Raw genomic sequence first — 23,762 nt, forward strand, 5'->3', positions numbered from 1 at the left:
GCCCCCGGCACGCGCCGGTACGACTATTCGGGATCGCCGCTCGTTGTCGCTGGGATCCCCTAAGCTTCTGGTGTTGGCGGTCCTCCGGGGCCGGTGAATCTCAACACAGGTGTGCTGGTTCGCTGCACGTCTACGGGAGCTCCCGCAGCTCTGGCGTCCGCTGCGGCGGATGGTGGCGGCCCTTCGGGGCCGAGGATCGCAACGTCGAACGATCGGGACGTCTTCCGTCCTGGGTGCAAGGGGGCCCTGGAGCGTGTTCGCTCCAGGGCCCCCTTGGCGCGTCTGGGCTCAGGCGATGAGAGCGTAGACGCCGCCGGCAACGAGGGTGCCCAGGATGGCGCCGGTAACGGTCTGGGAGACGGTGTGCTCGCGGACGGTGACGCGGGCCCAGCAGAGCAGGGCGACGAAGGGGTAGCCGAACAGCCACCAGGGGTTGTAGGCCTGCGCCAGCATGGCGAAGGACCCGGCGAGGACTGCCGCGTGCGCGCTGATCTGGTACTTCGCCAGCGCGGTGATCGGCCAGATCGCGGTGATCGTCGCGAACATCGCGGTGGTCATCGCCATGAGCGGCGTCGGGGCGTTGGTGGCCGCCTCCAGGACGAGGCCGACTGTGACCGAAGCACAGATGATCGGCAGCACGGTGACGCGCTTCTGACGGTCAGTCAGGTGGCGCGTGGCCCACGTCTCGCCGCCCCTCATGTACAGGATGTACGCCATCGGCAGGACGGCGGCGAAGATGATCGCGATCACCGCCCAGCCCAGGCCCTTCCAGCCGAACAGGCCGCAGCCGATGGCCAAGGAAACCGCCACGATCACGTTGGCCGGATCAACCCAGTTGGTGATTCGGCGGGCCCATCGCTCGGCGCCGGAAACCGGTGCCTCGGAGGTGCTTTCGGCGGCGTTGGTGGTCATGAGCTGGCCTTCGTGTAGTGGCTTGCGACCTGCGCGGCCCAGCGGATTTCGGCAGTGGGGCCGCGAAGCTGCTGCTCGTGCAGGACGAGGTCGACGTTCTGATGACCGTCGCCGCCCGTCTTGCGGGTGAGGGCAGCTCGGACCCACAGCGCTTCGCTCAGGGCGTCGGTCCCGGCAGTTGTAGGGCGGGGGGCATCGGGCGCCGCCCACGGGGTGATGCTGAGGAAGCCGTCGCGAATGGTGAACGCGGCGTGGGCCACGTCGATCGAACGGTCACCGAGGGTGAACAGCTCCCGCCAACGCGAGCGGGGCTTCTCTCCGAGAAGCAGGTGGGGGAACTGCTCGGCGATGTCCGCCCACAGCGGGTGCATCCGCCAAAGGTTCCGCTGGTCGCGGCAGTACCGGACCAGCGTGCGCAGCGGGGCGACGATCAAGCCCACGGCAATCAGAAGGAGTGTCACCAGGGCGAGCGCGTCGCCGGTGACGTTGGTGACCGCATTTTCCGGCTCGCCGAAGTGGGCGGCGGCCATGATGATCAGACGCCACCCCGTGTAGAGGGCGCCGGTGGCGCATCCTGCGGCCAGGAGCATGGTCCCGGCGCGGGCCAGGCCTCGGGGGACAGAGCGCCGGTTGCGCCAGAAGGTGCGGGTTCCACTCATCATGGAGACGCCCAGGTAGGCGTAGGTGATCGCCATGTAGAGATCGACCCGCACGTCGCCCAGGTGCTGGATGATGACGTCATCGGCGCGCGGGGTGGCTGCTCGGGGCAGCAGAAAGAAGAAGATCGTGGCCATGGCGCCGGCCGAGGCGGTGAGCAGCGGGAGGCCCGGCCGCAGGCGGTCTCTGCCACCGCGTCCATGAACAGCGTCGAGGTAGTCGAGCAGGTAGGTGGCCGAGACGAGGGTCAGCAGGTGCCGCAGCAGAACGGGCAGGTTCGGCACCAGGTGGTGGATCGGGCCGCCGATCGCCTGGTTGGTCAGGAACAGGGAGAGCCCGAGGGATCCAACGGTCAAGCAGAGCGAGCGAGCGGGGCGTCCGGCGTGAATCGCCGCGGGTATTCGCCACAGGGAGATGCCGACCAGGACGGTGGGGAGGACGGCGAACAGCACGAGGTCCATCAGTTCGCCCTCCGCCAGCCGCGGGAACGAACCGGGTACGACAGCGTCTCGGTCAAGCGCCGGCCTTCGTAGGTCGTTCCGCCGTTGGTGCCGAGGTGATCCGCGAGCAGCAGGGCCAACATCTCCGCCTCCTGCTCTTGGACACGGTCGTAGCCATCCCGGGTGAGCAGCACACTGTGCACGAGCTCGGGTTCGAGACCGGGGAAGAGCATGTCCATCAGATCGGGGTTCACTCGGCAGTCGTGCCCGGCCGCGATGTGGCTGAGCTCGTGGAGCCTGATGAGCGTCCGGTGCGCGGGGCTGGTGTTCGCCTGGACGAAGACAGCGTCGACGGATGGCAGGCGTACCCACAGCCCGGTCGGGGCTCCCGGGCCGGCTTCGAGGGGCATGTCCTCCATGACGATCGGCCGGCCGCGCTGCTCCGCGAGGGCTGTCGCGAACCCCTCTGGGGTGAACGGCGTGGGTATGGGCAGGTGAGCGAGGATCGCCTCACACCGCTTGCGTAGCCCACGGGGGAGCGGCATGGCGGGCCTTTCGATGAAGTGCGCAATCCGGCAGACCAGGGGTTCGGACTCCGGAACGGGAATCTAATCACACCCGAATGGTGCATTCCGGTTATGGCCCGCCGGTCGGCCGCCCCTCCCTCAGCTTTCAGCTCTGCTGGGCGTCAGGGTTCCGCTTGGCCGCGCATTCCATCCCGTACTCATACATCAGGGCACTGACACTGTCGACGCCGTAGATATTGCGGATGGCCGCAAGGTGCTTGCTGACGGTCCGGATGGAGAGGTCGAGCTCCCTGGCGATGGCGTCCTGAGAGCGGCCGACGGCCAGGAGCTGGAGGATGATGCTCTGCACGGGCGCCAGGGGTACCAGGCTGGACACTTCGGTGGAGACCGGGGCCGGGTGCCACTTGGCCGCTGCCGACCAGCGGGCTTCGTACTCCTCAACGAGGAACCGGACGACCGCGGGGTCCTTGACCAGGGTCGCCTCCGCGTGGGCCTTGGGCTGGTCAGTCTGGGGCGCACTGGCGGACGGGATGAACGCGGCCCGGGAGTCGATGATGATCACCTGCTGGAAGGGACCAGGCAGCGTGCGGACTTCGGCACCCGACTCCGTCATGGTCGCCACCCACCGAGCAGTGGGTTCGTGCAACCGCTGGCTGTCGGGGTAGATGGTGTGGACGGCGACGCCTCGGGCGAGCAGCGGCAAGTCCCGTTCGTAGGAGCCACGCCGCACGCGGACGTCGCGCGGGGCCGGCTGTGCAGAACGGAGGGACACCTTCGCCTGGTCAAGGTAGCCGGCGATCCTGCGGTTGATGTAGTCCATGCCGACCAGGTGCTCGACCGCAGTGTCGTCGGGCCAGGAGGAGCAGGCGAGTTCCTGGACTCGGTCGGGGAGGGCGTCCGTCTGGTTCAACAGGGCCCTGGCGTGGGCGCGCAGGTCGTCAAGGTACTGGTCCAGCTCTTGAGTCGGGCCGGGCTTGATACTTACCGTGACCATTGCTTGCACTCCCCGCGCGCGCTTTGTCCGTTTTGGACGATTGATGGATATTTAATAGGTTTGTGGGCGTATTGCCTGTCAAGTTGATTTCCTGATCCGGAAGTTCGGGTATACGCACCTCGGAGCGCTTGATTCCAGATGGCCGATCATGAAATGTAGTCGAGGGGTTCCACGGACGACATGACCCCCTTCACAGTCAGGACACAAACGCTCTCAGCGTTGCGAGCTTCCAGGGGGAAACCATGATCACCAAGCGCATTCGAACCGCCGCCGGCCTGGCCGCAGCAGGTCTCCTCGCCGTCGCCGCGGTGGTCGCCGGCGCGACCGCACCGACCGATCAGGTCACCTCGGCAGACTCCATGTGGGGCTTCACCGCCGTGTCGACTCCGGCCCCCACCGAGCCGACAGCGGAACCCGCTCAGGTAGACGACTCGATGTGGGGCTGACCACTGGAAGGTAGGACCCTCGGGGCCCACCTCCTACTGGTCCTGACGCCCTGTCTTGTCAGGTCCCTGGCGCGCGTTGAGTTCGATCGCCAGCAGTCGGTCGGCAAGCTTGCTCACCACCTGGTAGCTGGTCGGCCCGAGCTGGGCGACCCGGAAGGCCAGACTCAGGCCCGGGTCGCCCGGCTCGTGCTCGCCGTCCCCCTTGATTGCCGCGAGCGCGTGGAGTGACTTGAGCTGGGCATCGACGACATCGGCAGCGGCCTGGGAGAGGAAGTACTCGGCACCGTTGCGGATGCCGAAGACCTCTCCGATCGCGTCAAGCGTGGTGACCTGCGGGTTGACCGGTGCGCCGCGCCCGTTCTCCGCCAGGTGCACGCTGCGCACAGTGCTGTGGGAGACCCGGCCGCCGGTCTTCTTGGCGATCTCGCGGTGGGTGATGTGCGCTTCCCCGCGGGCCTCTCGTCTCTCGTTCTCGGCCTTGATCAGGCGGTCGAGCCTGTCGGCGATCTCGCCGGCTCTCTCGCGGACCTTGGAGGCCGTCAGGTCGTCGTCTGGGGCGCTCATGCTCTTTCCGATCCTTTGCTCGCCGGGGGACAGATCATAGCTCTGTTCAACTGGTTGAACACCTCTACCCACTTTCACTCTCGGTAATCGACTGTGCTTGCGGGGCTGATCTCTGGTTATGCTGCCCTTGATGTTCAACCTGTTGAACAGATACGTGAAGGCGGTGACTCACCATGGGGGGCCGGAGAAGGCCGATCTCCACCGTTCGCCGGGGCGGATGCGAGACCTCGGTGCTGCTCGGCGGGAGCCTGGGGGCGCCGGCCGCGGCGGGTCGAGAGCTAACGCCCGCGAACGAGGAACTGGTCTCCGGAAGTCAGGACGGCACCGCGCCGGCGGCCGTGCCGGATGGCCGATCGCACCTCGTCCGCACCGACGACGCCCCTCCGACCTTCGAGATGCCGCACTGCGCCCTGAGCCTCGGACACGGTGAGCCAACGGCCGGTGGGCAGGTGGCGGAGCAACTCCCATGCAGGCGACGGAACCATCGGGCGTCCTTTCGGTGTGATCGGGGCTGGGTGCTCACCCAGCTCGACGGTGCTCCGCAACAGCAGCGCACCGGGGCCGCTAACTGTATCGCAAGAAATATATTCCCTGGTGAGGGCAAGCACCCCGTCTCCTCCCAGCCAACCCACCCATCAGCCCCACACTCTGGGCGGTACTCCGTGCTCCTGACGTCTCCGCGCCCGCGACCGATCCGAGGTGCCCTCTCGAACGTGAATGATGTCGACCAGCACGCGCTGATCGAGCAGCAGGCCCAGGTCGCGGCCCAGGCGACGACCGCAGAGGAGCGCAAGGCGGCGCTCGGGGTGCTGTACGCGGCGCTGCGCGACCCGGTGCTGCGGGACATCCGCGGCCGAGTGGACAGCATGGCAACTGCCGAGGACCTGGCTCAGGAGACGTGGCTGCGTGTCGCCCGCTCGATCGGGCAGTACTCGAACCGGGGTGGCGGCTTCGTTCCGTGGCTGTTCACCATCGGCCGCAACTTGGTGGTCGACCACTACCGTACGCTTGGCCGGCGGGCCCAGGAGGTCCTGAGCAGCACGCCCGTGGCCGTCGAGGTCCCCTCGACGGAGGAGAGCCCGGAGGAGCTTGCTGAACGCAGCGACCTGACGGCGGCGTTGAAGGAGTGCTTGGCGAAGCTCCCGGAGCGCCAGCGGGAGGCCGTGTACCTCCGGGTGTGCGTCGGCCTGAGCACCGCACAGACGGCAGAGGTGCTCAGCAGCCCGCTCCGACGGACATCGGAAGGGGCTGTCCGGGTATTGCTCACCCGGGGGTTGCGTAAACTCTCGAAGATCCTGCCGACTGACGAGAAGGCCAACAAGCTGGCCGAAGTCCTCCTTGCTTCACCTGCTGTCGCCGAGGATCGTGCTGCTGGCAACGTGATCACGGTGTGATCTGCGAGATTGGACGAAGGATGCGACGGGACCAGGTCGAACGCCTAAACCGCCAGTTGGACGGCACAGGCGCGGGGGTTCACGATCGTGTTACCCGACGGGCGGTGACCACGGCCTGGGCTCTGCGCCCGGCCGAACCGCTGAGCGAGGGCGCCTACCAGGCAGGTCTGGACGCAATGTTCGCCGAGGTGGACAGAACGTTCCAGGCCGAGCAGCCGGCGGAGGCGCCCTCTCAGCTTCTCGATGACCCCAACAGCACAGGTTGGGTCGTCCCCTCCACTGCGCGGGCCACCACGACGGCTGGGCTGCGGGTGATCACCGCCCGGGTGGATCCGTTGGACGATGCGGCCTTGGCCGAGATCACGGCCCAGGCCGCCGCGCTGATAGCCGATCGCGACCGGTTGGGCTCCAGGTAGTCGTGCGCCGTCGTCTACCTACGATCGTCCCCTCCGACAAGATCAACGCTGACGCCACGCTCATCATGGACGGCAACCGCGCGATCGTGGCGGTCCACCCTGCGCAGACGTTCGGCTCTGCGACCGCTGCTGTCCTTGCTGTCCTCCGCGAAGACTTTCCTCATCTTCACCCCGACCAGGTCCGGGCGATGGTCCGCGAAGCGATGCCGGGCCTGCTGTCCATGGACGAGCTGCTCGGCGTCGGCGTGTCTCCACCCTCGGTCGAACGATCAGCATCGCCAGCGAACTGGCCGGGAGCATACCCGGCCACCGGGCGCCGACGCCGGATGCTTCGCCGGGCTCTGCTGGCCGCCACCGTCGCCGCGGTGTGCGTCAGCGTCGGCTGGAGCGCCCACAAGATCGACAGTCAGTCCTCGCAGCAGCAAGTGGCGAACAGCCCGGACGCCCCGACCTACACGGACGATCCGGCTTTCCGGGAGTTCGCCGCTGCCGGCCAGATGCGGTGCGAGACCATCGGCGCGCTCCAGGCCCGCTGTACCGACGTCGACCACCTGGTGATGTACTCCGAGGCCGCGATCTCGCCGTCGTCCATCGCCTACAGCTTCAGCTACGGCTCGGAGCGCATCTACGTGATGGCTTTCCGGTCGCCCTCACACGCTGCCGAGTGGTCGGCGGAGAGCGGCAACCAGAAGGCTCTGCCGAACCTGAGCGTGGTGGACCGGTTCGTGTTCTGGGGTACGGACGGCCCGCGCCTGGAGGAGTACCGGGGCCTGGTGGTCGAGTCCAGTCAGCACACCGATGCCGCCGGGCGGGCCACGAGGATGCCCGAGCGCCTGGCCGTGCTGGCGTTCGGCACGCTCGGAGTGTCCCCTGAGCGCGTGGCTCGGATCGAGACGCAACCGACGTCCGGGACGTCCACGCTGCTCGCTGCGGTGTTACTCGTCCTCGGAGGCAAATCGGAGGCGGACGGCACCGGCAGGGACCGGGCCTTGGCTGATGGCAACCTGGTGACCTCGATACTCGGCGTGCCGAACGGCCCAGCTGCCACTTCGTCGCCGACTGTGCAGGCGACGCGCGTTCCCACTCAGCCGGACAGCTCACCGCTGAGCCCCGACCCGGTCGGGCCGACCACTTCGGCGAGGCCGTCGCCCTCCCCCTCCGTGGAAGCGTCCCCGACGACGTCCCCGATGCCGACGCCGACCGGCACCCACGCCCCGCCGCCAACCTCCCCTCCTAGTGCTGAACCGCCCCCCTCGATCAGCATGTCGCCGGCCCCGGAGGTGCTGCCGAGCCTGTCCCGCTCACCTGCGCCCGATCCGGCAGCCGAGCCGGCCCCGCTGCCCACCAGCGATGTCGCGCAGGACGGTGTGCCCCCAGGCAGCGGGCCGAGCAGTGGCACCGGTCGCGGCCCGGTGCCCACGGCCGAGTTGGACCGGCTGTCTGTCAGCCCGGAGAGCACGCCTTCGGCTGCTACGCCTTCGCGGCCAGCACCCGGGAGCTCGGATGCTCGAGGAGCGCTGACCGCGACGTTGAAGTTGCGCGCTGAGGCGAAGGCGGCCTAGAACGGCGGCTCGTCACCGCCCGACGAACCGGACCAGGTCCCGGCCTCGGGGTTGTTGGTCCAGGGGTCGCCGCCGCCTCCGCCTGCCGGGCTGTTGGACCGGTTGGCGCGGGTGATCTTGGCGGTCGCCGAGCGGAGGCTCGGGCCGACCTCGTCCACCTCGACCTCGAAGACGGTGCGCTTCTCACCGTTGGAGGTCTCGTAGGAGCGCTGGCGGAGCCGGCCCTGTACGACGACGCGCATGCCGCGCTGGAGCGACTCGGCGACGTTCTCCGCCATCTGCCGCCAAACGTTGCAGGTGAGGAACAGGCTCTCGCCGTCCTTCCACTCGTTGGTCTGGCGGTCGAAGGTACGGGGGGTGGACGCCAGGCGGAACTTTGCGACCGCGGCCCCGGACGGGGTGAAGCGCAGTTCGGGGTCGTCCACGAGGTTGCCGACGAGGGTGATGACGGTTTCGCCTGCCACGGGCAGCTTCTCCTTGGTGTGGTGCGGGTCAGCGGGCCGCGGCGAGGGCCGCGATCTTCTTGCGGGTGAGCGGGCCGGCGACACCGTCGGCCCGGCCGAGGCCGGGGTACCGGCGGATCACCGCGTTGACGGCGTGGGTGGTCATCGGGCCGTAGAAGCCGGTGGTCGGCATGCGGTAGCCGATCTTGTTGAGCTGCTGCTGGAGGGTCTTGACGTCCGCGCTGCGGTTGCCCGGCCGGAGGCTGACGGGCTGGGAGGTGATGGCGGACGCGGCGCTGGCGATGCGTTGGCGGGTCTGGGGGCCGGCGATGCCGTCGGCTCGGCCGAGACTGGGGTTGAGGCGGATGAAGGCGTTGACGGCGGCAGTGGTCTTCGGACCGTAGACACCGTCCTGGGTGAGCGGGTAGCCGATGGTGCTCAGCTGCCGCTGGAGGGTGCTGACCTCCGCACCGCGGGCGCCCGGAGCGAGCGATCCGGACGGCTGGGCGGTGGTGGTCTGGCTGGCCAGATCGGCGATTTTCTGGCGGGTGCGCGGGCCGGCGACACCGTCGGCGGTCCCGAGCTCGGAGTGCGCACGGATCACGGAGTTTACGGCGGCCGCGGTGGCGGGGCCGTAGACGCCGTCGACCACCAGGTGGGCACCGAGCCGGTTGAGCTGCTGCTGGATGGTGCTGACCTCCGCACCGCGTGCACCTGGGACGAGGGCACCGGCCGGGGTGTCAGGGGTCGGGGTGGGGGTCGGCGGCTGCGGGATCGGGGTCGGCGAGGTGCCGCCCGGCGGGGTGACCGGCTTCGCGTCCTCTGGCAGGGTGATGGTCTGGCCGGGCTTGATCTCGTTGGGGTTGGTGATCTGCGGGTTGGCCTTGAGGAGGCCGCTGAGGGAGATCCCGGCCATCACGGCGATTGCCGACAGGGTGGCGCCGGCCCAGACGATGACCTTCTTGGCCGTGCTGGGGGCGGGTGGGGAGGTCGGAGCCCCGCCCTTGGCCAGAGCCAGGAGCGCGGCGAAGTTGATGTTGCCCGGGTCGCCGTGCAGGTTCTCGGGTACGTGCTGATGCCCTGCCCAACCGCGGAAGCTGTTCCAGGTCGAGAAGGACATGCGAACGCCGTTGCCGGCGCCGTAGGACGCCGGGTAGGCGCGCCACTGACTGGGGCCGTCAAGCGGGATGCCGTTGGTCTGGGCGTTCCAGGCGAGGAAGGCCGCCAGGTCGCGCAGCGCCCACTCGGGGGCCTCGGGCCAGTAGATGTGCTGGAATCCTCGGTCCGCCCATGCCTGGTGAGTGCGCGGGTCGCAGGTGCCGATCAGCTCGATCTGGATCGCGCCGGCGGTGTTGGTCTCCACGCCTCCCGAAGCGTTGACGAGGGCTCGGGCGCTGCGGTCGAAGGGGAAGTGCTGGCGGAAAGTGAGTCGGCGGCCGGCGAAGTCGGGCTTCGCAGTGATGTGCGGGGCGCTGCCGCCACCGTCGTAGTCGGGCCACCCGGTGCCCTCGGTGGTGTGGAGGATGCCGCACCGGGGGGTCATCTGGTTCCCCTGGTACGCGCCGGCGAACCACTGGGACGTGCGGTCGGCGCCTGGGTAGAACGTCTGGGTCATGCTGGCCCCTCTGGTCTCGTGAGGGGCGCAGCGTGGCGGGCGCGGTGGGTTAGTGTCGCGTGCTGTTGTCGTCCTGGTCGTCGGGGTACTCCATGGCGTGGAGCGTGACGGCCAGGCGCTCGGCGAGCTCGTCGGCGTCGAGGTGTTCGGCCTGGTCGGCAGCGGGGGTGGTGGCTTCCTCGGGCTGGGCGTCCTTGCCCCAGTGCCGGCGGTGCTGGCGTTCGAGGTAGAAGGAGATCGACTTGAAGTCCGGGACGGCTCGGTCGGTGGTCGTCTCCTCCACGATTTGGCCGGTCTCCGGGTCTCGCATGCGCCTGGTGACCTCCTTGACGACGAAGCCGCCGTTGATGAGGCGACGCAGCTGGACGACGGCGCCGGCGTGGGCTATCTCCCGGGCCTGCTCGATCTGCTCGTGGAAGGTGACGTAGAGGTCTTCGGCGGGTTGGGGCGGCTGGCCTTCGTGGCGGCGGGCGGCTTCGGTGCGGCCGCGGGCGATCCAGCCCATGAAGGTGCTCCGCGCGACGCCGGCGAACGCGGCTGCGGTCTCGACCGGCATGCCCTGGCGGGTGCCGTCGAGCAGCTTCTTCTCGACGTCGGGCGAGAGCAGCAGGGACCGGCGGCCGGTGCTGTTCCCGGCGGGAACAGCACGGCCGTTGCGGGGCCGGCGGCGGGCCATCGGGCGGGCTCCCGATCAGCCCTGACGGGGCGTGAAGCTGTCCCCGCAGGTCGGGCAGGTGATGAGGCGTAGGCCCTCGGGGTCGCTGTCGTTGTCGGTGAAGAGGTCGTCGGTGCCGGCGCCGGGCAGGAGGGGAGCGGGTTCCTCACCCAGGGACTCGGCCGGGGCGGCGCGCAGCAGGTTCTCCATCTCCTCGTCGGAGTAGGCGAGGGAGTCGTACAGGTCGGGCTCGGTGGTGACGAGGTCTTCGAGGATGGCGGCGAGCATCCTGTTGTCCCAGTCGGCCATGGTGGTGATGCGGTTGAGCTTGATGATCAGCGCTTCGGCGTCGGCGTCGGTGCGGGAGGACCAGCCGCGGGTGACGGGCAGGAGCCACGTGCCGTCTTCGTCCAGGATCAGGCCGGCCGGCATCGGCTCGCCGGCGGCGTACATCTCGATCAGGGCCTCGCGGCGCCCGTGGCCGGCGATGGTGCGGCCGGTGCGCTCGTCCACCAGGACGTTCTCCACGAACCCGTGGTCGCGGATGCTCGCCTGGATGAGGGTGATCTCGTGGAGCTTGGGGTTGCGGGTGGCGGGGGTGAGCACGTTCAGGGGCATGTAGGCCGTCCAGCGTGGCGCCGGGATGGGCGGGGTGCTCGTCACGACGGTGGCCTCTTCTTCGTGCGGTGGCGGTTCGGGCGGTCGCGGGGCGGGGGCTCAGTGATTGACCGCGGGTTCCAACCGCGCGCCCCTGTCACTGTGCGGGGCAACCAGGAGGACGTCAGCCCTCGCCCCGCGACCGGTGGTGCTCGGCCGCGTCCCTGTTTCCCGGGTGGGGCGGGGCCGACGCCTTGGGTCGGCCGCCGGTGCGCACCGGTGGCCGTTCCAGGGCTGGCCGGACCGTAGGCGGGTGGGCGGGTTTGTGTCGCGGGGTCAGGTCCCACACCTCGCGAATTTCATCTGATACAGTTGCGCACGCCCAGGCTGGGAGAGCACCCAGCCCCAGGGGGTCTGTAACGCTTTGCGGTCCGCCGTCGTCCACCAGGACGTACGGCCTACGCAGGGTGGGCCGGCCCCCGGCACCACGAACGTCCGGGAGAGCACCCGGGCTTCACCGAAAGGCACGACGATGACGGACCCCCAGGCGGCTCCGCCTACCCCCGCTCCGGCCCTGCCGGAGCTCAGCCAGAAAGCCGCCGTCCTCACGGTCATCTCCAAGAAGTTCGGCGCGCTGGCGGAGGAGGCCACCACCGACCTCCGAGAGGAGATGCTCCGGCGACACAAGGCCGAGGGGGTGAAGTCGATCACCACCAAGATCGGCGAGGCCAAGGCCGTGTCCTGGACCGTGCGGGAAGCCACGGCACCGGGCAAGCTCGAGGTCTCGGACCTGACGGCGTTCCTGGACTACGTGGCCGCGAACCACCCTGAGCACTTCGAGTGGGTGCCGACGGTCAAGGAGGCGTTCAAGAAGCTGCTCCTGACGACCGGCGTCTACGACCCGGAGACCGGGACGGCGGTGAACCCCAAGACCGGCCAGGTGATCGACGGGGTGAAGTGGGTGCCGTCGCCGCCGCCGTCGAGCATCGCCCCGAACTGGGAGAAGACCGGCGCCGAGCTGGTGATGGGCCTCCTCCGCGACGGCGCGGCCGCCGACTACATGCGTGGCGCGTTCGAGCTGCCGGGTGGTGAGGGCTGATGTTCCCCGTCGACCAGTTCCCCAACGGCATCTGCCGCAAGGTGGACCCCGAGGTCATGTACCCCAACCCCTCCGACGCGGAAGGCATCGCCGACGCCAAGGAGGTCTGCCGGTTCTGCGAGCACCGGACCGACTGCTTCGAGGCGGCCATGCTGCTGCCCGCGGCCAAGGACTTTGGCGTCTTCGGCGCCACCACCGACGACGAGCGGAAGAAGCTGCGCAGGAAGGCCAAGAGGTCGGCGCCGACGGACCGAACCGCCGATCTCGCGCTGACGTCCTGACCGCCCGTCGCCTCGCCCGGCCGGCGACGTCGGCCGGGCCCCTCACCCGAGGACTCCCATTGAGCACCACCCTGCCCATGGCGGCGCCGCCGCCTGCCCCGACGTCGTGCTGCCGCCACTGCGACCAGCACCGGGCGGCCCTGAGCACCGACCTGTCCGCGCCGGCGTACGCGCTGTACTCCGCGGTGCTCCTGCGGCTCGGCACCAGCAGCACGACGTCGTGCTCCGACGTCGCCGACGCCGCCGGCGTCACCCCGCACCAGGCCCGGCCGTTGCTCGCCGAGCTCGTCCGCGTTGGCCTGGTCGCCCGGGAGCGGCGGATCAGCCGCCGCACCACCGTCACCTCGTTCCGAACCCTGTGGAAGGACCCGCGATGAGCCTGGACCCGATCCTGTGGGCCCTCAAGGACTCGCCGGCCGCCGACACCATCGAGCGACTGCTGCTCATCACCCTCGCCGAGCGCGCGGACCCCGACGGCTGCAACGCCTTCCCGTCCCAGGCCACCTTGGCGAAGGCCGCACTGTGCGACGAGAAGACCGTTGGCCGCAAGCTCAAGAAGCTGGTCGAGCGCAAGCTGATCGCTCAAGGCGACCAGTCGGCCGCCCGGTACATCCCGGAGTGGCGCCGGCCCGTGGTGTACGACGTGCTGATCCCGTACAAGTGGTTCGGCGTGCGGGCCGCCCGTGTGAACGACGAGCGGTCGCAGAGGGGGTTGCCGCCGCTCACCGAGACGTCCCGGCCGAACATCGCTCCGGCGCCTGAACGCGCCAGGCGCTCCGACTGCGGAGTGAAGCGGAAGCCTGACGGCGACGATCCTGCACAGCCCGGCAGGGGGGACTCTCAGTCCTGGGACTCAGAGTCCCCCCTGTCCTCGAGCTCCGCAGGGGGGACTGACAGTCCCGACAGGGGGGACTCTGAGTCCCAGCAGGGGGGACTGACAGACCCCCAAACCACTCCTGTAACTCACACCAGTAACCCACCCCATCTGGCGGGCGCCTCGGAGCAGCCGGCCGTCGACGCATCGACCCAAGCCAGCGGGGACGGCAAGCCGCCCCGCCCGAAGACGAAGCGTCAGCTCGAAGAGGAGCGACGAGCCGAGCGCACCGTTGCGGAGGCCCAGCTCAACGAGGCTGCGAAGGCCGGGGCGACGAAGTGGTGGGACCACGCACAAACGGCCTTCGGGCCGTGGGCCGGCGGTTCGAACGGCTTCCCCGCGCTGATGGCGATGATCAAGCGCGCCTTGAAGGCCGGCTACTCCAAGCAGCAGGTCTGGGCAGCCCTGGACCGGTGCGGCAAGCACCTGCCAGCCGCCCAGCAGTGGCAGGAGGCCCTCGGTGCGGCGACTGGCCGAGCGGTGCGGCCCGGGTCGCGAGGCCAGGCCCCGATGTACAACGACGCCTCGACCCACGAGCGGGCCGAGCAGACACCCGCGGCCACCAGCCTGACCCAGGAGGAGATCGACGCGCTGTTGAGCAAGGGATGACCGGACGCAGCGACGAAGGAGGAGGTGACGAGATGATGGCGACGATCGGCGAGCTGACGCTCCCCGCCGATGACCGCCTGGTGGCGAAGGTTGCCGCGATCCAGGCTGCCCGGAGCTTGATCGCCAAGGGCGCGACGGAGCAGCGGCAACGAGGGGGCATTCCGGCCGAGGAAGGGCCGCTTTGGACCCGCCCGAGGGAGTACCAGCAGTCGATGTACGAGACGGCTTGGCTGCGGAGCCTGGAGCGCGCCCGGCACACCGGGTACCTGCGTCACCACCTGGTCGCCCCCCACGGAGAGCTCCCCACCGGCCATCACGTCCTGGACGGCGAGCAGTACCCGGCGGTGCTGGCGCAGTGGGTCGACCGGCTGGCCGCTGGTGTGCCGGGGACGACGAAGCACGTTGTCGCGTTCGGCCGGGTCGGGTCCGGGAAGACGGCCGCGGTGATCGCCACCGGCTCGGCGGCGGTCCGGGCCGGCATCATGACCCGGTACGTCAAGCACTCCGACTACGTTCGGTGGCTGCGGCCGGACGGCGCGCCCGCCGGGATGACTCCCGTGCAGGTCCGTGAGTTCCACGACCGGTGCAGTCTGCTGATCATGGACGAGCTGTGCGGGGAGATGGACGGTCAGGCGACCGAGTTCATCCGCCGCGAGACCGTCGACCTGTTCTCCGCGCGGATGGCCTCGGGTCTGCCGACCATCGTTGCGACGAACCTCCGCTCGGAGCAGATCGCGCAGGTACTGGGAGACCGGTTCATCTCGCGGCTCGGCGAGAGCGCGATGGCGCTCAACTTCAAGTCGGAGGACCGTCGTCGGCCGACGACGTGGTGAACGCCGTTGGGGCCGGCCGTTCGGGCCGGCCCCAACGGGGGGGTGCTACGCGACTGCGACGGCCGCGGTCTCGCGGTCGGGGTCGCCTTCCGACTTCTCGCGCTTCACGAAGCCCAGGGCGGTTGCCACCTCGTTGTAGTCCTTGGACTGGTGGCTGCTCGGGGCGAGGATGGGCATCGGGCACTCGTCCCGGTAGATCGCCTGTGCCTGGTCCGAGTAGCGGACCTGCGGGAGCAGCAGGTGACCGTACTCCCCTTCCACGACCTCGTCCACGGCCAGGCGCTCGTCGTTGCCGCGCTTGTTGCCGCCGGTGGGGACACCGCACAGGAGGAGGTAGCCGATGTTCGGCCGGGCGGGGAAGGCACGGCCGCGGCGGAACTCCTCGCGGATCTCGTCCAGCTCTGCCTGCAACTTCCCGAGCGCGATGTTCCCCTTGGTGCCTGCCATGATCGCAGGCAGGACGATGTCCTCGTCTTCGAAGGCCACCAGGGTGCTGGCCGGCAGGCGGCCGTAGGAGGCCCGCATGTCGATCAGGATGACGTCGTGGTCGCCCTCGTACTCGTCCATCTCGTTCTGGAACCAGTTGAAGCGGCTCTGCTTCACAGTGAGGTCGACGTCGGCGTTCTTGAGCAGGGGGCTGCTGGGGATGATGTCCAGGTTCTCGATGGCTTCCCAGATCGGCACCGTGATCGGCTCGCCGTCCGGGTCATCCGGGTTCTCGACTTCTTCCGAACCGACCTGGATACGGGCCGGGACGATGGCGTCGTGAAGGCGGGCCTCGCCCAGGATCACGTCGTAGATCGTCTTCTGGCCCGGGTCCAGGTGGTGCCAGCCGAAAACCATGCTGGCGTTGCACTGGGCGTCGAGGTCCAGGGCCAGGACCTTGTATCCCCGCTCGGCCAGGATGGCCGCCAGCGCGGTGATGCTCGAGGTCTTGGCCGTGCCACCGGCCTCGATGATGGCCTCGATCAGCAACGGGTACTTCCGGCCCTTGGGGCGGAGGTGGACGGAACGCCCCCGGAAGTCAATCAACACGGTCATGGTGCTCTCCTGTGGCGTCAGACTGCGGGGCTGTTCCCGGCGGGAACGTAGCCGACGGCTTCTTGCTCCCACGGCGTCTTCGGCTCGTACGCGGCGTGGTCGATGAGGGCTGTCACGTGGGCGATGTCCGAGCTGTCCCACTGGCGCCGCCCGTCGGCGGCCCTGATCTCGAGCGCGGCAAGTGCAACGGCAAAGCTACAGCGCCGCTGGAGATCGTTGTCGGAGGACGAGCGAACCGCCTCGAAGTAGCCGGCGGCCTGGGAGACGTCGATGCCGTGCATGTCGGCGGCGCGCAGCCAGGCGTGGGCTCGAATGTGGACGGCGTCCTGCTGGCGCGGGGAGGTGAGTGCCTCGCGGGTCAGCAGCGCGCGGCCCACCACCCCGATGAACAGCTCGTCGGGGATCTCGCCCGCGATCAGCGTCTTGCAGACCTCGTCGCGGTGAGTTCCGGCCTGCACTCGCTCGTCCGACGCACGACTTCGCTCGACTGCCTTGGCGTTCCGAGTTGCCGGCTTGGGGGCCTGTGCTGCTCCACTGGGCACGGCCGCAGCGGCAGGGGCCTTGGCCGCCGGCTTGACGTTCGACTCCGGGGTGCGCCCCGCGGGGACGATCGGCTTGGCAGGATCCGGGCGGGAGTCCGCGTCTTCGTCCTGGCCGTCCGGCTCGAACATGCTGGGCGTGCCAACGGTGTCCGTGTCGACCATCGACTCCGCAGGGGAGTCCTCGGTCTCCGGGCCGTCGTCCTCTTCGACCTCCTCGCCGAGGCCGAGCGCCCTGTCGATGGCTTCCTGGCCGGCCAGCACCAGGGTGACGGCATCTTCGGGGCCGTACTGGTGATCACGCATCAGCCCCCAGGTCGCCAGCTGCTGGTCGTGGTCGTCGGCGAACGCCTCCCGGATGATCCGGGCGTGGTCCACGGGCAGCTTGCCGTCCTCGACCGCCTCTTGAAGGTCGGGGTGCAGCTTGAGCAGGCCGAGACGGCGGGAGACGTGGCTAAGGCTGCGACTGACCCGTTCGGCCAGTGCGCGCTGGTTCATCGGCTTGCCGGCAGCGACGGCCTCATCGAGCATGTCCTGGAGCAGGTTGGCCTCTTCGACCGCGGTGAGGTCCTCGCGCTGCCCGTTCTCCAGGTAGAGCAGATCCAGGATCTTGGGGATGACGTCGTTTCGCTGCGTCGCCATGATCGTGGTTGCGCCGGTCAGGACGGTTGCGCGGAACCGCCGCTCGCCGAAGGCGATGACCTTGCGCTTGTCGCCGATCTGCTCGGCGGTGTGCGGGTACCGGAGCAGCCACTCGTCGGCGTCCATCACTGCGATGGGCTGCGCCAGGCCGTCCTTCTCGATGCTCGCGGCGAGTTCCTCGAGCTTGCGCATCTTGCGCTTGTTGTAGGGGTTGGTGGCGATGTCCTTCAGCTCGACGTCCAGACTGTCCCAGTCCTTGTCGGGGGTCTGGAGAAATGTCCGGGTCTGAGAGGGAGGCCCTGCGTTGGCCTTCGGCCCGCTCGGCGCGGTGCTAGTGGTCGTCTTCGTCGAGGTGCGCTTTGCGCCGCGCACGGGCCGGCTGTTCGCCATACCTACCCTTCCGGTGTGGGTGCTTCCCATCGGGAGGGTAGCCGCTTTCGGTGGGCCGCCACGCCGCACCCCCGGGATATTGTTCCCGGAGTGTTCCCGAAAGGACTGCCTGCGATGACCGATGTTGACCCCGCGGCCCGCGCGTTCGTCGCCGCAGCGGTGGCCGACCGAGACGTCGCCGAGTTCGCGATCGGCTTGATCGCAGCCGGCCCCGCCGACCAGACGACCGACGCCCGGATCCGTGCGGCACGGAGGCTTCGCCTGCTCGCGCTGGAGGTTCTGGATCGGACCGTGATCGCCGAGGCGCTGGCAGGCGCGAGCTGGGAGGAGTTGGGGGCCGCTCTTGGCCTGGATCCCGCGGTGGCGGAGGGGCGGTATGCCCAGGCGGTTGAGCTGTGGCAGGACCCGGCGGGCGCATGGATGCGGGGCCCTGGTGAAGCCGGCGATCCGGATGTGGCGGGCACCGCGGCTGCTGTGGACGCCTGGTTCGCCCGGGTTCAGCCGTTGCTGAACCCTGGTGCGGAGGCCGAGGAGAGTCCGGTCTCGCGGCTGTTGACGGACCAACAGTGATGCATTTCATGTGATACAGTTGTGAGAGCGAGAGCTTAGCCTCTTCGCACGGCACCATCACCGGGAAAGCACCCGGACGACCGAAAGAAGTGAACGTGACGGCGCTGCTCGCGCCCCGCAACCTTGAGCGGGGCACCACCGTACCCAACCGCCTTCCGGCCTGGCCCCGCATCCTGCTGGCCGGCGTGGAGAAGTCCGGGAAGTCCTACTCGGCGGCCGAGGCCGCGAACTCCGACCTGATCGGGCGGACCCTCTGGCTGGAGATCGGCGAGGACACCGCCCACGAGTACGGCTCGCTGGGCCCCTACGAGATCGTCCCGCACAACAGCTCGTACGCCGACTTCCTCGACGCAGTTCGATGGGCCGTTCACCAGCCCCGTACAAACGGGAAGCCCAACTTGATCGTGGTGGACTCGGTCACCATGCTCTGGGAGCTGCTGTGCGACGAGCAGGCCATCATCGCCCGGCGCCGGGCGACGGAGCGGGGTGTGCCGCTCAGCGCCGAGGTGAACATCACCGCGGACCAGTGGAACAAGGCCAAGGAGCGCTGGAGGGACGTCATCAACACCCTCAAGCACCACGACGGGCCCGTGCTCTTCCTGTCCCGACTGGACGACGTGGTGGTGTTCGACGGCGACAAGCCGACTCGGGAGAGGACGTTCAAGGTGAAGACCGAGAGGAGCCTCCCCTACGAAGCCACTGCCGTGATCCAGCTGCGCGCCCGCGACTCCGCATTCCTGACGGCCGTTCGGAGTCTGAACCACGACCTGACGGCCATGCACATCCGGCCCTACCCCGGCTTCACCGTGGACAAGCTGCTCCGCGACCTCGGAATGGATCGACGCGTCCGCTCTACCTACATCGCCCCGAACGCTGCCGCGTACGTCCACGAGCAGGCGGTCGAGCAGATGCTCGCGAGCCTGCCGGTCAACCCGTCCCCGGACGACCTCGCCCGCATGATCAAGCTGGCCCACCGCGCCGGCGACCCGGAAGCGCTTCGCCGGATCGGCATCTTCTACGGCCGTGAGGCACTGTCCCGCAAAATGATCACCAGCGAGAAGGGCGAGACGAGCGTCACCGATGCCATCGACTGGGCGCTCAACTCGCTCGCCCGACCGGCCCCCGTAGAAGCGAGTACGTCGGAACGGGAGCAGGCGCCCCCCAAGCCGGTGCCGAACACCGAGCAGCTCCCGCCGTCGACCCCCGAGGCGACGACGCAGGTTGTTCCCGACGGGAACACACCATCGAGCGAAGACCCCTGGGACGGCTGGAACCCGTCCGAGGAGATCCCCGGTGGCGGGGAGCCGGCCGACCACGAGCTGGAACAGCGTGGCTCGGCAGTGGCGGCCCCTCCTCAGCCCCGCCGGACCGGCCCGCTCAACCCGCAGCAGATGCTGGAGGCAGAGGCGGCCGAACAGGCGCGGGCCCTCGGGAGGACGTTGGAGAAGCACATGGAGTCGGTACTCCCGCCCGGCGGGTCGCTCGCCGCGCTGCCCCCGGTGCGACTGCAAGGGCACATCCGTCAGTCCCGGCCGCTGGTGATCCGCGCTCTTCGGGAGAAGGGCCTCGTGGAGGTGGCCCAGCAGTACGAGCAGCTCGGTGACCGGGCGCCCGTGGTGGAGGCCGCCGAGATCCTGGCCGGCGCCATATACGACTGATCGCTTCACGACGAAGGGGCTCCCGAGGGAGCCCCTTCGTCTCAGTCATGCTGCTGTGTAGCGCGATGCCTGCCGGCGTGCCGATCTGCCCTGCTGCTTCGCCGCCCGGCGGGCCTCGGCGGCCTTCTGCTCCTCTTCCTGCTTGAGCTGAAAGTACTGCTCAGGGTGTAGGGCAGCCAACCGGCGGCGCGCACGGTTGGACGGGTTCGGAGCGGCGGAGATGTGGCCAGTGGCCCGCGCGGCGTCGCCAGCGATGATGAGCTGTGCACGGCGCAGCTCCAACTCCATGGCTTGCCGGGCCCGGCCGGCCCGGCGAGTGAAGGCGTTGCGGGACTCGTTGTCCTCCTGCTTGACCAGCGGACCGTGATCCCGAAGGAGCCGATCGGCTGTCTTGGCTACCCGCCTCACGACCTCCGGGCTGCGGAAGGCTGCCACGAGCTCAGCCTCTGGGGAGCGCGCAGTGACGAAGTCGACCAGTTCCTCGGCGAAGGCTTCCTCTGTGGCTCCGCTGAGGAACTCGACTTCTTCGGCAAGGTCGTCCGGATCCAGGACTGGAGCTTCACGCACAGGCGTTGCCACGGGATCTCCCCTTCGGTGAGGCTGCGGGGGCGAGTGCTTCTCGTCCATCCGAAGCGGTGGCCGTCCTGCTGGCGACCCCACCGTGTGCTGGATCATCGCGGAGCAACGCTCACCAGCCCCGGCATCATGCTTTCGCACTGCCGGTGGTCTCGGGTGTTCTCCGGTTCCCCCGAAAGAGTAGGAACGGGCACCCTCAACGGTAGGGGTCGGCAGCAGGACGGCCACCTCCTCTAGATGGTACTGGGTTATACCCGCTCTCCGGAATCGTTGCGGCTATTTGCTTCGATCGGTGTTCTCCGTGTCCCCCTTGTCGAGTCGGGCCAGCAGGGCCGCGAAACTGTCGCCGTCGTCCGGCGGCGCGAGCAGGTGCGGGCCGGGGGTCGGGCTGGTGGCGGTCTCGATCCGCTGCGGGAGGCCGGTTCGGTGCCACAGGCCGATGTAGGCGAGCTGGGACGCGGCGTAGACCGCGGCGACGGCGGCGATCACTGCGCCGGGGCTGTAGTCGCTGGTGATCTGGCCCTGCGCCGCGACGGTGGCGAGACCGGACACGACGGACAGGGCCATGACGATCCAGTGCTTCACCTCGGGGGACCAGTGCGGTCGGAGAACGACGGAGGCGACCAGGGGGAGCGCGGCGCCGGCCGCGGCGCCGTAGCCGGCGCTGTTCAGGACGAGCGTGTTCAGATCCATGCTGCCTTCCGGAAGGGGGGTGGTGTGCGGTGCAAGGAGCACGGTGGCCGGCGGCAGCTGCTTGTGTCGCGTGCTCTACGGCTCCAGATCGGCCCGGATGGGTTCCTCCGGCTCCGGGTAGGGGGCCCCGAGGGTTTTGATCTGGGCGCGCAGGAGGCGGATGTAGCGGATCGCCGCGTCCCGCCAGCGTCGGTGATCCTCCACGATCCGGCCGAGTTGCTCGTCCTGGCGGGCCTGGCGCTCCTCCAGGGCGCCGATGCGGCTGCGCAGTTCGGCCCGCTCCTCGCGGTGCTCGGCGTACAACGCGATGAAGCCGGCCTGGAGGGCTTCAGCCGCGGACGCCGCCGCCGTTACTTCGGCGGTCTCGACGGTCGCTTCGGCCTGGGCCTCCGCGGCATCGGCCTGGGACTCGGCTACGCGCTCCTGCGCGGCTGCTTGCCGGGCGACCTGTCGGGTGACCAACCAGCCGCCGCCGATGACACCCAGCAGCGTGCACACCGGGGTGACCACGGTCGTGATTGTGTCCATGGGCGCCAAGCGGATCGTGCCTTCCTCAGGGGTCGATGCGCGGGCCGGGGCCCCGCGGTGGCAGGTCGTGGTGATGGCCCCCGCCCGCGCGATCCCAGGGTGGCGATCCGGTGGCGTTGCGTCGCGTCCTGGCTAGTCCACGACCGACCACTCAGTGCAGCCGAAGCTCAACCACCCACCGAGGTTGCCGGTCGCGTTCCAGACCTCGACATTGCCGTTCGGCTGTACGAACAAGTTCGCCTGAACGTTGTTCGGCGTGGCCACGGCGAAGACCTCGCCGACCCGGGGGCGTAGCGCGGGGTCGTCGATCGTGCAGACCACCCCGCTCGTGAAGCCTGCGGGGATGGAGGCGATACCCCGCATTGCCACCATTCCGTCCGGGCGACGTTTCACCCCGACGGCCTGCCAGCTCGCCAACTGGGCGCAGCCGTTCTTCCAGGTGGGGGTGACCCAGGAGGTGTAGGCGTTCTTGATGATCCCGTTAGCGTCGAGGGTGATGTTCCCGCCGTTCATCCGGATGCCGTCCTTGGTCTGAAGGAGGACTTCACCCAGGAGAGCCCTGATGATCAGGCCGTTGGACTCGAGGTACATGGCGGCGATCTGGTCGGATAGCTGCACTGACCAGGACTCCGGGCGAAGCTGCTCGATCGCGACCTTGAGGTCGGTGTACCGGCGCACATACGAGTAGACCAGTCCTTCGGAGCCAGGTGCGTAGCCGGCGGAGCCACCCACGAAGGTCTCGCCTGCGAGGCCCGTGCCGGAGGCGGACAGGCTGAAGCTGCCCTGCTGGACGTAGCCGGTGTTCGGCCCGCCGCTGTTGAGCTGTAGGCGAGGGGTGTGCGAGCCGTCCGTGGTCATCTGGGGGGCAGTCAGGCGGGCTGTTGCGGCGCTGGGGAGGACAGACCGCGGAGCCATCTGTCCGGTCGCGCCGGCGCCCTCGTTCAGCACCCGCACCTCTGCGGTGAGGCGTGCTGGTGCCTTCTCGGTGTTTGCTCCGGAGTAGAGGAGCGCGGAGGGGTTGTCGCTTCCGTCGGTCGGGTCTGTGGGGGAAAGCAGGACTCGGCGGCCGGTGAGACCGGTCTGAATGGTGGAGCCGACGATGGTGACCCCGGTGATGGTCTTGCCGTCGATCGCGTCCGCGGAAAGCTTGGCCGCGGTGACGGCCCCGGCGGCGAGTTGCCCGGCCGTGATCGAGTTCGCGGCGATTCGGTCGGCCGTGATCGTCCCGGCCTTGATCTCTCGGGCGGTCACGGCGTTGGCGGCGATCTTCCCTGCGGCGACGGCATCGGCAGCGATCTTGGCGGCGATCACCGAGTTGGCGGCGAGCTCCGTTGCCGTGATGGTCCCGGCCGCGATCTTCCCCGCGGTGACTGCCCCGGCCGCGAGCTCCGTCGTGGTGACGGCGCCGGCGGCGAGCTTGGCCGTGGTGATCGCCCCGGCGGTTATCTCGCGGGCTGTGACGGTGTTGCTCGCGATGGTGCCGGGGGTGACGGAGTCCGCGGCGAGCTTGCCCGCGATGACGGCCGCCTGGCCGATCTTCGCGGCGGTCACGGCTGCTGCGGCGATGGCGTCGTTGTTGATCGCCCCGACGGCGATCTTCGCGGCGGTGATGGCGCTGTTGGCGATCTGTAGCTCGCCGATGATGCCGTTCACCAGGTCGTCGGAGACGACCTTGAGCGCGGTGCCCTTGGTGGCGGCGCTGGCCGGGCCGCTGGCGCCAGCGGCGTTGATGCCGACCAGCCGAACCCACAGCGGCGTGTAGGTGGTGGTGGCCAGGGTGATGCTGGCGCCGGCGGCCGCGAGGGTGGCGGCCATGGTTTGCGGGTTGGGCGTGAAGTCGGCGCCCTCCCCGACGTGGACTTCGACGTGGGAGAGGTTCAGCGGAGACTTGTAGGCGTCCACCCACTGCCCGTCCCAGGTGACGTTCAACGCCGCCATGGCCGGCTGGACAAGCGGGGCGAGCGGGGTCGGCGGCGGCGGGGAAGCGGCCACCGTGACCCCGACCGTGCCGTCCACCTGGCGGCCGATGGTGCTGATGATCGTGCCAGCGTCGTCCACGACGTGGAGCTGGCCGCGGGCTGCGCTGTAGGGCAGTTGGGCGGCGCGTTCGAGGTTGTCCAGTCGCTGGTCGATGCGCTTGAGGAGAGCAGCGAGTTCACGCTGCTGGACGGTCTGATCGAGTGCGTTAAGCAACAGCGTCCCTTCGG

26 protein-coding genes are annotated in these 23,762 nt (G+C 69.2%); 11 read left to right on the forward strand and 15 right to left on the reverse strand.

Annotated features, from left to right (window positions below; translation table 11 throughout):
* Positions 1 to 288: 288 nt before the first annotated feature.
* The 4 genes from ACIP82_RS29695 to ACIP82_RS29710 all read right to left on the reverse strand — a co-directional run bounded on the left by ACIP82_RS29695 (position 289) and on the right by ACIP82_RS29710 (position 3,530).
* A complete protein-coding gene (locus ACIP82_RS29695; protein WP_400657821.1) occupies positions 289 to 912 on the reverse strand; it encodes a hypothetical protein in 624 nt (207 codons plus the stop codon).
* Entirely contained in the window at positions 909 to 2,030 is a 1,122-nt protein-coding gene (locus ACIP82_RS29700) for an MAB_1171c family putative transporter (protein WP_400657823.1), read from the reverse strand. The genes ACIP82_RS29695 and ACIP82_RS29700 overlap by 4 nt, the downstream gene beginning before the upstream one ends.
* On the reverse strand, positions 2,030 to 2,419 hold the full coding sequence (locus tag ACIP82_RS29705) for a hypothetical protein (protein WP_400657825.1): 390 nt from the start codon (positions 2,417 to 2,419) through the stop codon (positions 2,030 to 2,032). Before ACIP82_RS29705 ends, ACIP82_RS29700 begins: the two co-directional genes overlap by 1 nt.
* A 262-nt stretch (positions 2,420 to 2,681) precedes the next feature.
* A complete protein-coding gene (locus tag ACIP82_RS29710; protein ID WP_400657827.1) occupies positions 2,682 to 3,530 on the reverse strand; it encodes a LuxR C-terminal-related transcriptional regulator in 849 nt (282 codons plus the stop codon).
* Between the two features lie 242 nt (positions 3,531 to 3,772).
* Here ACIP82_RS29710 and ACIP82_RS29715 point away from each other — a divergent pair, with 242 nt between their 5' ends.
* Positions 3,773 to 3,976 carry a hypothetical protein gene (locus ACIP82_RS29715; protein ID WP_400657829.1) on the forward strand — a complete coding sequence of 68 codons (204 nt, stop codon included), beginning with the start codon at positions 3,773 to 3,775 and terminating at the stop codon, positions 3,974 to 3,976.
* A gap of 33 nt (positions 3,977 to 4,009) precedes the next feature.
* Here the strand turns inward: ACIP82_RS29715 and ACIP82_RS29720 are convergent, their stop codons facing one another.
* Positions 4,010 to 4,540, reverse strand: a complete 531-nt coding sequence (locus ACIP82_RS29720) for a multiprotein-bridging factor 1 family protein (protein ID WP_400657831.1) — start codon at positions 4,538 to 4,540, stop codon at positions 4,010 to 4,012.
* Positions 4,541 to 5,253: 713 nt separating this feature from the next.
* On the opposite strand from ACIP82_RS29720, the gene ACIP82_RS29725 reads away from it, so the two are divergent.
* The 3 genes from ACIP82_RS29725 (at position 5,254) to ACIP82_RS29735 (ending at position 7,912) form a co-directional block, all read left to right on the forward strand.
* On the forward strand, positions 5,254 to 5,934 hold the full coding sequence (locus ACIP82_RS29725; protein WP_400657833.1) for an RNA polymerase sigma factor: 681 nt from the start codon (positions 5,254 to 5,256) through the stop codon (positions 5,932 to 5,934).
* Between the two features lie 104 nt (positions 5,935 to 6,038).
* Positions 6,039 to 6,350 carry a hypothetical protein gene (locus ACIP82_RS29730; RefSeq protein WP_400657835.1) on the forward strand — a complete coding sequence of 104 codons (312 nt, stop codon included), beginning with the start codon at positions 6,039 to 6,041 and terminating at the stop codon, positions 6,348 to 6,350.
* A gap of 65 nt (positions 6,351 to 6,415) precedes the next feature.
* Entirely contained in the window at positions 6,416 to 7,912 is a 1,497-nt protein-coding gene (locus ACIP82_RS29735) for a hypothetical protein (protein ID WP_400657838.1), read from the forward strand.
* Here the strand turns inward: ACIP82_RS29735 and ACIP82_RS29740 are convergent.
* From ACIP82_RS29740 to ACIP82_RS29755, 4 genes are read right to left on the reverse strand one after another with little or no spacing between them, the layout of a single operon-like run.
* Positions 7,909 to 8,376 (reverse strand): single-stranded DNA-binding protein, encoded by a 468-nt coding sequence (locus ACIP82_RS29740; protein WP_400657841.1) that lies wholly within the window; start codon positions 8,374 to 8,376, stop codon positions 7,909 to 7,911. The two genes, ACIP82_RS29735 and ACIP82_RS29740, sit on opposite strands and share 4 nt — an antisense overlap.
* Before the next feature lie 28 nt (positions 8,377 to 8,404).
* On the reverse strand, positions 8,405 to 9,970 hold the full coding sequence (locus ACIP82_RS29745) for a peptidoglycan-binding protein (RefSeq protein ID WP_400657843.1): 1,566 nt from the start codon (positions 9,968 to 9,970) through the stop codon (positions 8,405 to 8,407).
* A gap of 49 nt (positions 9,971 to 10,019) precedes the next feature.
* Positions 10,020 to 10,646: a hypothetical protein gene (locus tag ACIP82_RS29750; RefSeq protein ID WP_400657845.1), complete on the reverse strand. Its 627-nt coding sequence runs from the start codon at positions 10,644 to 10,646 to the stop codon at positions 10,020 to 10,022.
* Positions 10,647 to 10,661: 15 nt separating this feature from the next.
* Positions 10,662 to 11,288 (reverse strand): ParB N-terminal domain-containing protein, encoded by a 627-nt coding sequence (locus ACIP82_RS29755; RefSeq protein WP_400657847.1) that lies wholly within the window; start codon positions 11,286 to 11,288, stop codon positions 10,662 to 10,664.
* A 466-nt stretch (positions 11,289 to 11,754) separates the two neighbouring features.
* Between ACIP82_RS29755 and ACIP82_RS29760 the strand changes: the two genes are divergently transcribed.
* From ACIP82_RS29760 to ACIP82_RS29780, 5 genes are read left to right on the forward strand one after another with little or no spacing between them, the layout of a single operon-like run.
* Complete coding sequence (locus tag ACIP82_RS29760; RefSeq protein WP_400657849.1) at positions 11,755 to 12,321, forward strand: hypothetical protein; 567 nt, start codon at positions 11,755 to 11,757, stop codon at positions 12,319 to 12,321.
* A complete protein-coding gene (locus tag ACIP82_RS29765; RefSeq protein WP_400657851.1) occupies positions 12,321 to 12,602 on the forward strand; it encodes a WhiB family transcriptional regulator in 282 nt (93 codons plus the stop codon). Before ACIP82_RS29760 ends, ACIP82_RS29765 begins: the two co-directional genes overlap by 1 nt.
* Before the next feature lie 59 nt (positions 12,603 to 12,661).
* The gene (locus ACIP82_RS29770; RefSeq protein ID WP_400657853.1) at positions 12,662 to 12,979 is read left to right on the forward strand and encodes a FaeA/PapI family transcriptional regulator; all 318 of its coding nucleotides are present in this window, start codon (positions 12,662 to 12,664) and stop codon (positions 12,977 to 12,979) included.
* Positions 12,976 to 14,085, forward strand: coding sequence for a helix-turn-helix domain-containing protein (locus tag ACIP82_RS29775; RefSeq protein ID WP_400657855.1), 1,110 nt, complete (start codon positions 12,976 to 12,978; stop codon positions 14,083 to 14,085). The genes ACIP82_RS29770 and ACIP82_RS29775 overlap by 4 nt, the downstream gene beginning before the upstream one ends.
* The gene (locus tag ACIP82_RS29780; protein ID WP_400657857.1) at positions 14,082 to 14,918 is read left to right on the forward strand and encodes an ATP-binding protein; all 837 of its coding nucleotides are present in this window, start codon (positions 14,082 to 14,084) and stop codon (positions 14,916 to 14,918) included. The genes ACIP82_RS29775 and ACIP82_RS29780 overlap by 4 nt, the downstream gene beginning before the upstream one ends.
* Before the next feature lie 45 nt (positions 14,919 to 14,963).
* On the opposite strand, the gene ACIP82_RS29785 is transcribed toward ACIP82_RS29780, so the two are convergent.
* Entirely contained in the window at positions 14,964 to 15,959 is a 996-nt protein-coding gene (locus ACIP82_RS29785; RefSeq protein WP_400657859.1) for a ParA family protein, read from the reverse strand.
* 17 nt (positions 15,960 to 15,976) lie between these two features.
* The gene (locus tag ACIP82_RS29790; protein ID WP_400657862.1) at positions 15,977 to 17,530 is read right to left on the reverse strand and encodes a ParB/RepB/Spo0J family partition protein; all 1,554 of its coding nucleotides are present in this window, start codon (positions 17,528 to 17,530) and stop codon (positions 15,977 to 15,979) included.
* A 114-nt stretch (positions 17,531 to 17,644) separates the two neighbouring features.
* On the opposite strand from ACIP82_RS29790, the gene ACIP82_RS29795 reads away from it, so the two are divergent.
* Entirely contained in the window at positions 17,645 to 18,100 is a 456-nt protein-coding gene (locus tag ACIP82_RS29795) for a hypothetical protein (RefSeq protein ID WP_400657864.1), read from the forward strand.
* 95 nt (positions 18,101 to 18,195) lie between these two features.
* Positions 18,196 to 19,758, forward strand: a complete 1,563-nt coding sequence (locus tag ACIP82_RS29800; protein WP_400657867.1) for an AAA family ATPase — start codon at positions 18,196 to 18,198, stop codon at positions 19,756 to 19,758.
* Positions 19,759 to 19,803: 45 nt separating this feature from the next.
* Here ACIP82_RS29800 and ACIP82_RS29805 read toward each other — a convergent pair whose 3' ends face one another.
* The 4 genes from ACIP82_RS29805 to ACIP82_RS29820 all read right to left on the reverse strand — a co-directional run bounded on the left by ACIP82_RS29805 (position 19,804) and on the right by ACIP82_RS29820 (position 23,748).
* Positions 19,804 to 20,337: a hypothetical protein gene (locus tag ACIP82_RS29805; protein WP_400657869.1), complete on the reverse strand. Its 534-nt coding sequence runs from the start codon at positions 20,335 to 20,337 to the stop codon at positions 19,804 to 19,806.
* 273 nt (positions 20,338 to 20,610) lie between these two features.
* The gene (locus tag ACIP82_RS29810; protein WP_400657871.1) at positions 20,611 to 21,027 is read right to left on the reverse strand and encodes a hypothetical protein; all 417 of its coding nucleotides are present in this window, start codon (positions 21,025 to 21,027) and stop codon (positions 20,611 to 20,613) included.
* A gap of 75 nt (positions 21,028 to 21,102) precedes the next feature.
* Positions 21,103 to 21,555 carry a hypothetical protein gene (locus tag ACIP82_RS29815; protein WP_400657874.1) on the reverse strand — a complete coding sequence of 151 codons (453 nt, stop codon included), beginning with the start codon at positions 21,553 to 21,555 and terminating at the stop codon, positions 21,103 to 21,105.
* A gap of 132 nt (positions 21,556 to 21,687) precedes the next feature.
* Entirely contained in the window at positions 21,688 to 23,748 is a 2,061-nt protein-coding gene (locus tag ACIP82_RS29820) for a hypothetical protein (protein WP_400657876.1), read from the reverse strand.
* Positions 23,749 to 23,762: the final 14 nt, after the last annotated feature.

The organism is Kitasatospora sp. NPDC088548, from assembly GCF_044753005.1.
Taxonomy (GTDB): Bacteria; Actinomycetota; Actinomycetes; order Streptomycetales; family Streptomycetaceae; genus Kitasatospora.

Bases quoted from the DNA above. Each gene is read 5' to 3' on its own strand.
- ACIP82_RS29745 (WP_400657843.1), bottom strand. From the start codon at position 9,970: ATGACCCAGACGTTCTACCCAGGCGCCGACCGCACGTCCCAGTGGTTC.
- ACIP82_RS29795 (WP_400657864.1), top strand. From the start codon at position 17,645: ATGACCGATGTTGACCCCGCGGCCCGCGCGTTCGTCGCCGCAGCGGTG.
- ACIP82_RS29750 (WP_400657845.1), bottom strand. From the start codon at position 10,646: ATGGCCCGCCGCCGGCCCCGCAACGGCCGTGCTGTTCCCGCCGGGAAC.
- ACIP82_RS29765 (WP_400657851.1), top strand. From the start codon at position 12,321: ATGTTCCCCGTCGACCAGTTCCCCAACGGCATCTGCCGCAAGGTGGAC.
- ACIP82_RS29720 (WP_400657831.1), bottom strand. From the start codon at position 4,540: ATGAGCGCCCCAGACGACGACCTGACGGCCTCCAAGGTCCGCGAGAGA.
- ACIP82_RS29790 (WP_400657862.1), bottom strand. From the start codon at position 17,530: ATGGCGAACAGCCGGCCCGTGCGCGGCGCAAAGCGCACCTCGACGAAG.
- ACIP82_RS29780 (WP_400657857.1), top strand. From the start codon at position 14,082: ATGACCGGACGCAGCGACGAAGGAGGAGGTGACGAGATGATGGCGACG.
- ACIP82_RS29810 (WP_400657871.1), bottom strand. From the start codon at position 21,027: ATGGATCTGAACACGCTCGTCCTGAACAGCGCCGGCTACGGCGCCGCG.
- ACIP82_RS29815 (WP_400657874.1), bottom strand. From the start codon at position 21,555: ATGGACACAATCACGACCGTGGTCACCCCGGTGTGCACGCTGCTGGGT.
- ACIP82_RS29710 (WP_400657827.1), bottom strand. From the start codon at position 3,530: ATGGTCACGGTAAGTATCAAGCCCGGCCCGACTCAAGAGCTGGACCAG.
- ACIP82_RS29735 (WP_400657838.1), top strand. From the start codon at position 6,416: ATGGACGGCAACCGCGCGATCGTGGCGGTCCACCCTGCGCAGACGTTC.
- ACIP82_RS29700 (WP_400657823.1), bottom strand. From the start codon at position 2,030: ATGGACCTCGTGCTGTTCGCCGTCCTCCCCACCGTCCTGGTCGGCATC.
- ACIP82_RS29705 (WP_400657825.1), bottom strand. From the start codon at position 2,419: ATGCCCCTCGAAGCCGGCCCGGGAGCCCCGACCGGGCTGTGGGTACGC.
- ACIP82_RS29785 (WP_400657859.1), bottom strand. From the start codon at position 15,959: ATGACCGTGTTGATTGACTTCCGGGGGCGTTCCGTCCACCTCCGCCCC.
- ACIP82_RS29695 (WP_400657821.1), bottom strand. From the start codon at position 912: ATGACCACCAACGCCGCCGAAAGCACCTCCGAGGCACCGGTTTCCGGC.
- ACIP82_RS29760 (WP_400657849.1), top strand. From the start codon at position 11,755: ATGACGGACCCCCAGGCGGCTCCGCCTACCCCCGCTCCGGCCCTGCCG.
- ACIP82_RS29715 (WP_400657829.1), top strand. From the start codon at position 3,773: ATGATCACCAAGCGCATTCGAACCGCCGCCGGCCTGGCCGCAGCAGGT.
- ACIP82_RS29775 (WP_400657855.1), top strand. From the start codon at position 12,976: ATGAGCCTGGACCCGATCCTGTGGGCCCTCAAGGACTCGCCGGCCGCC.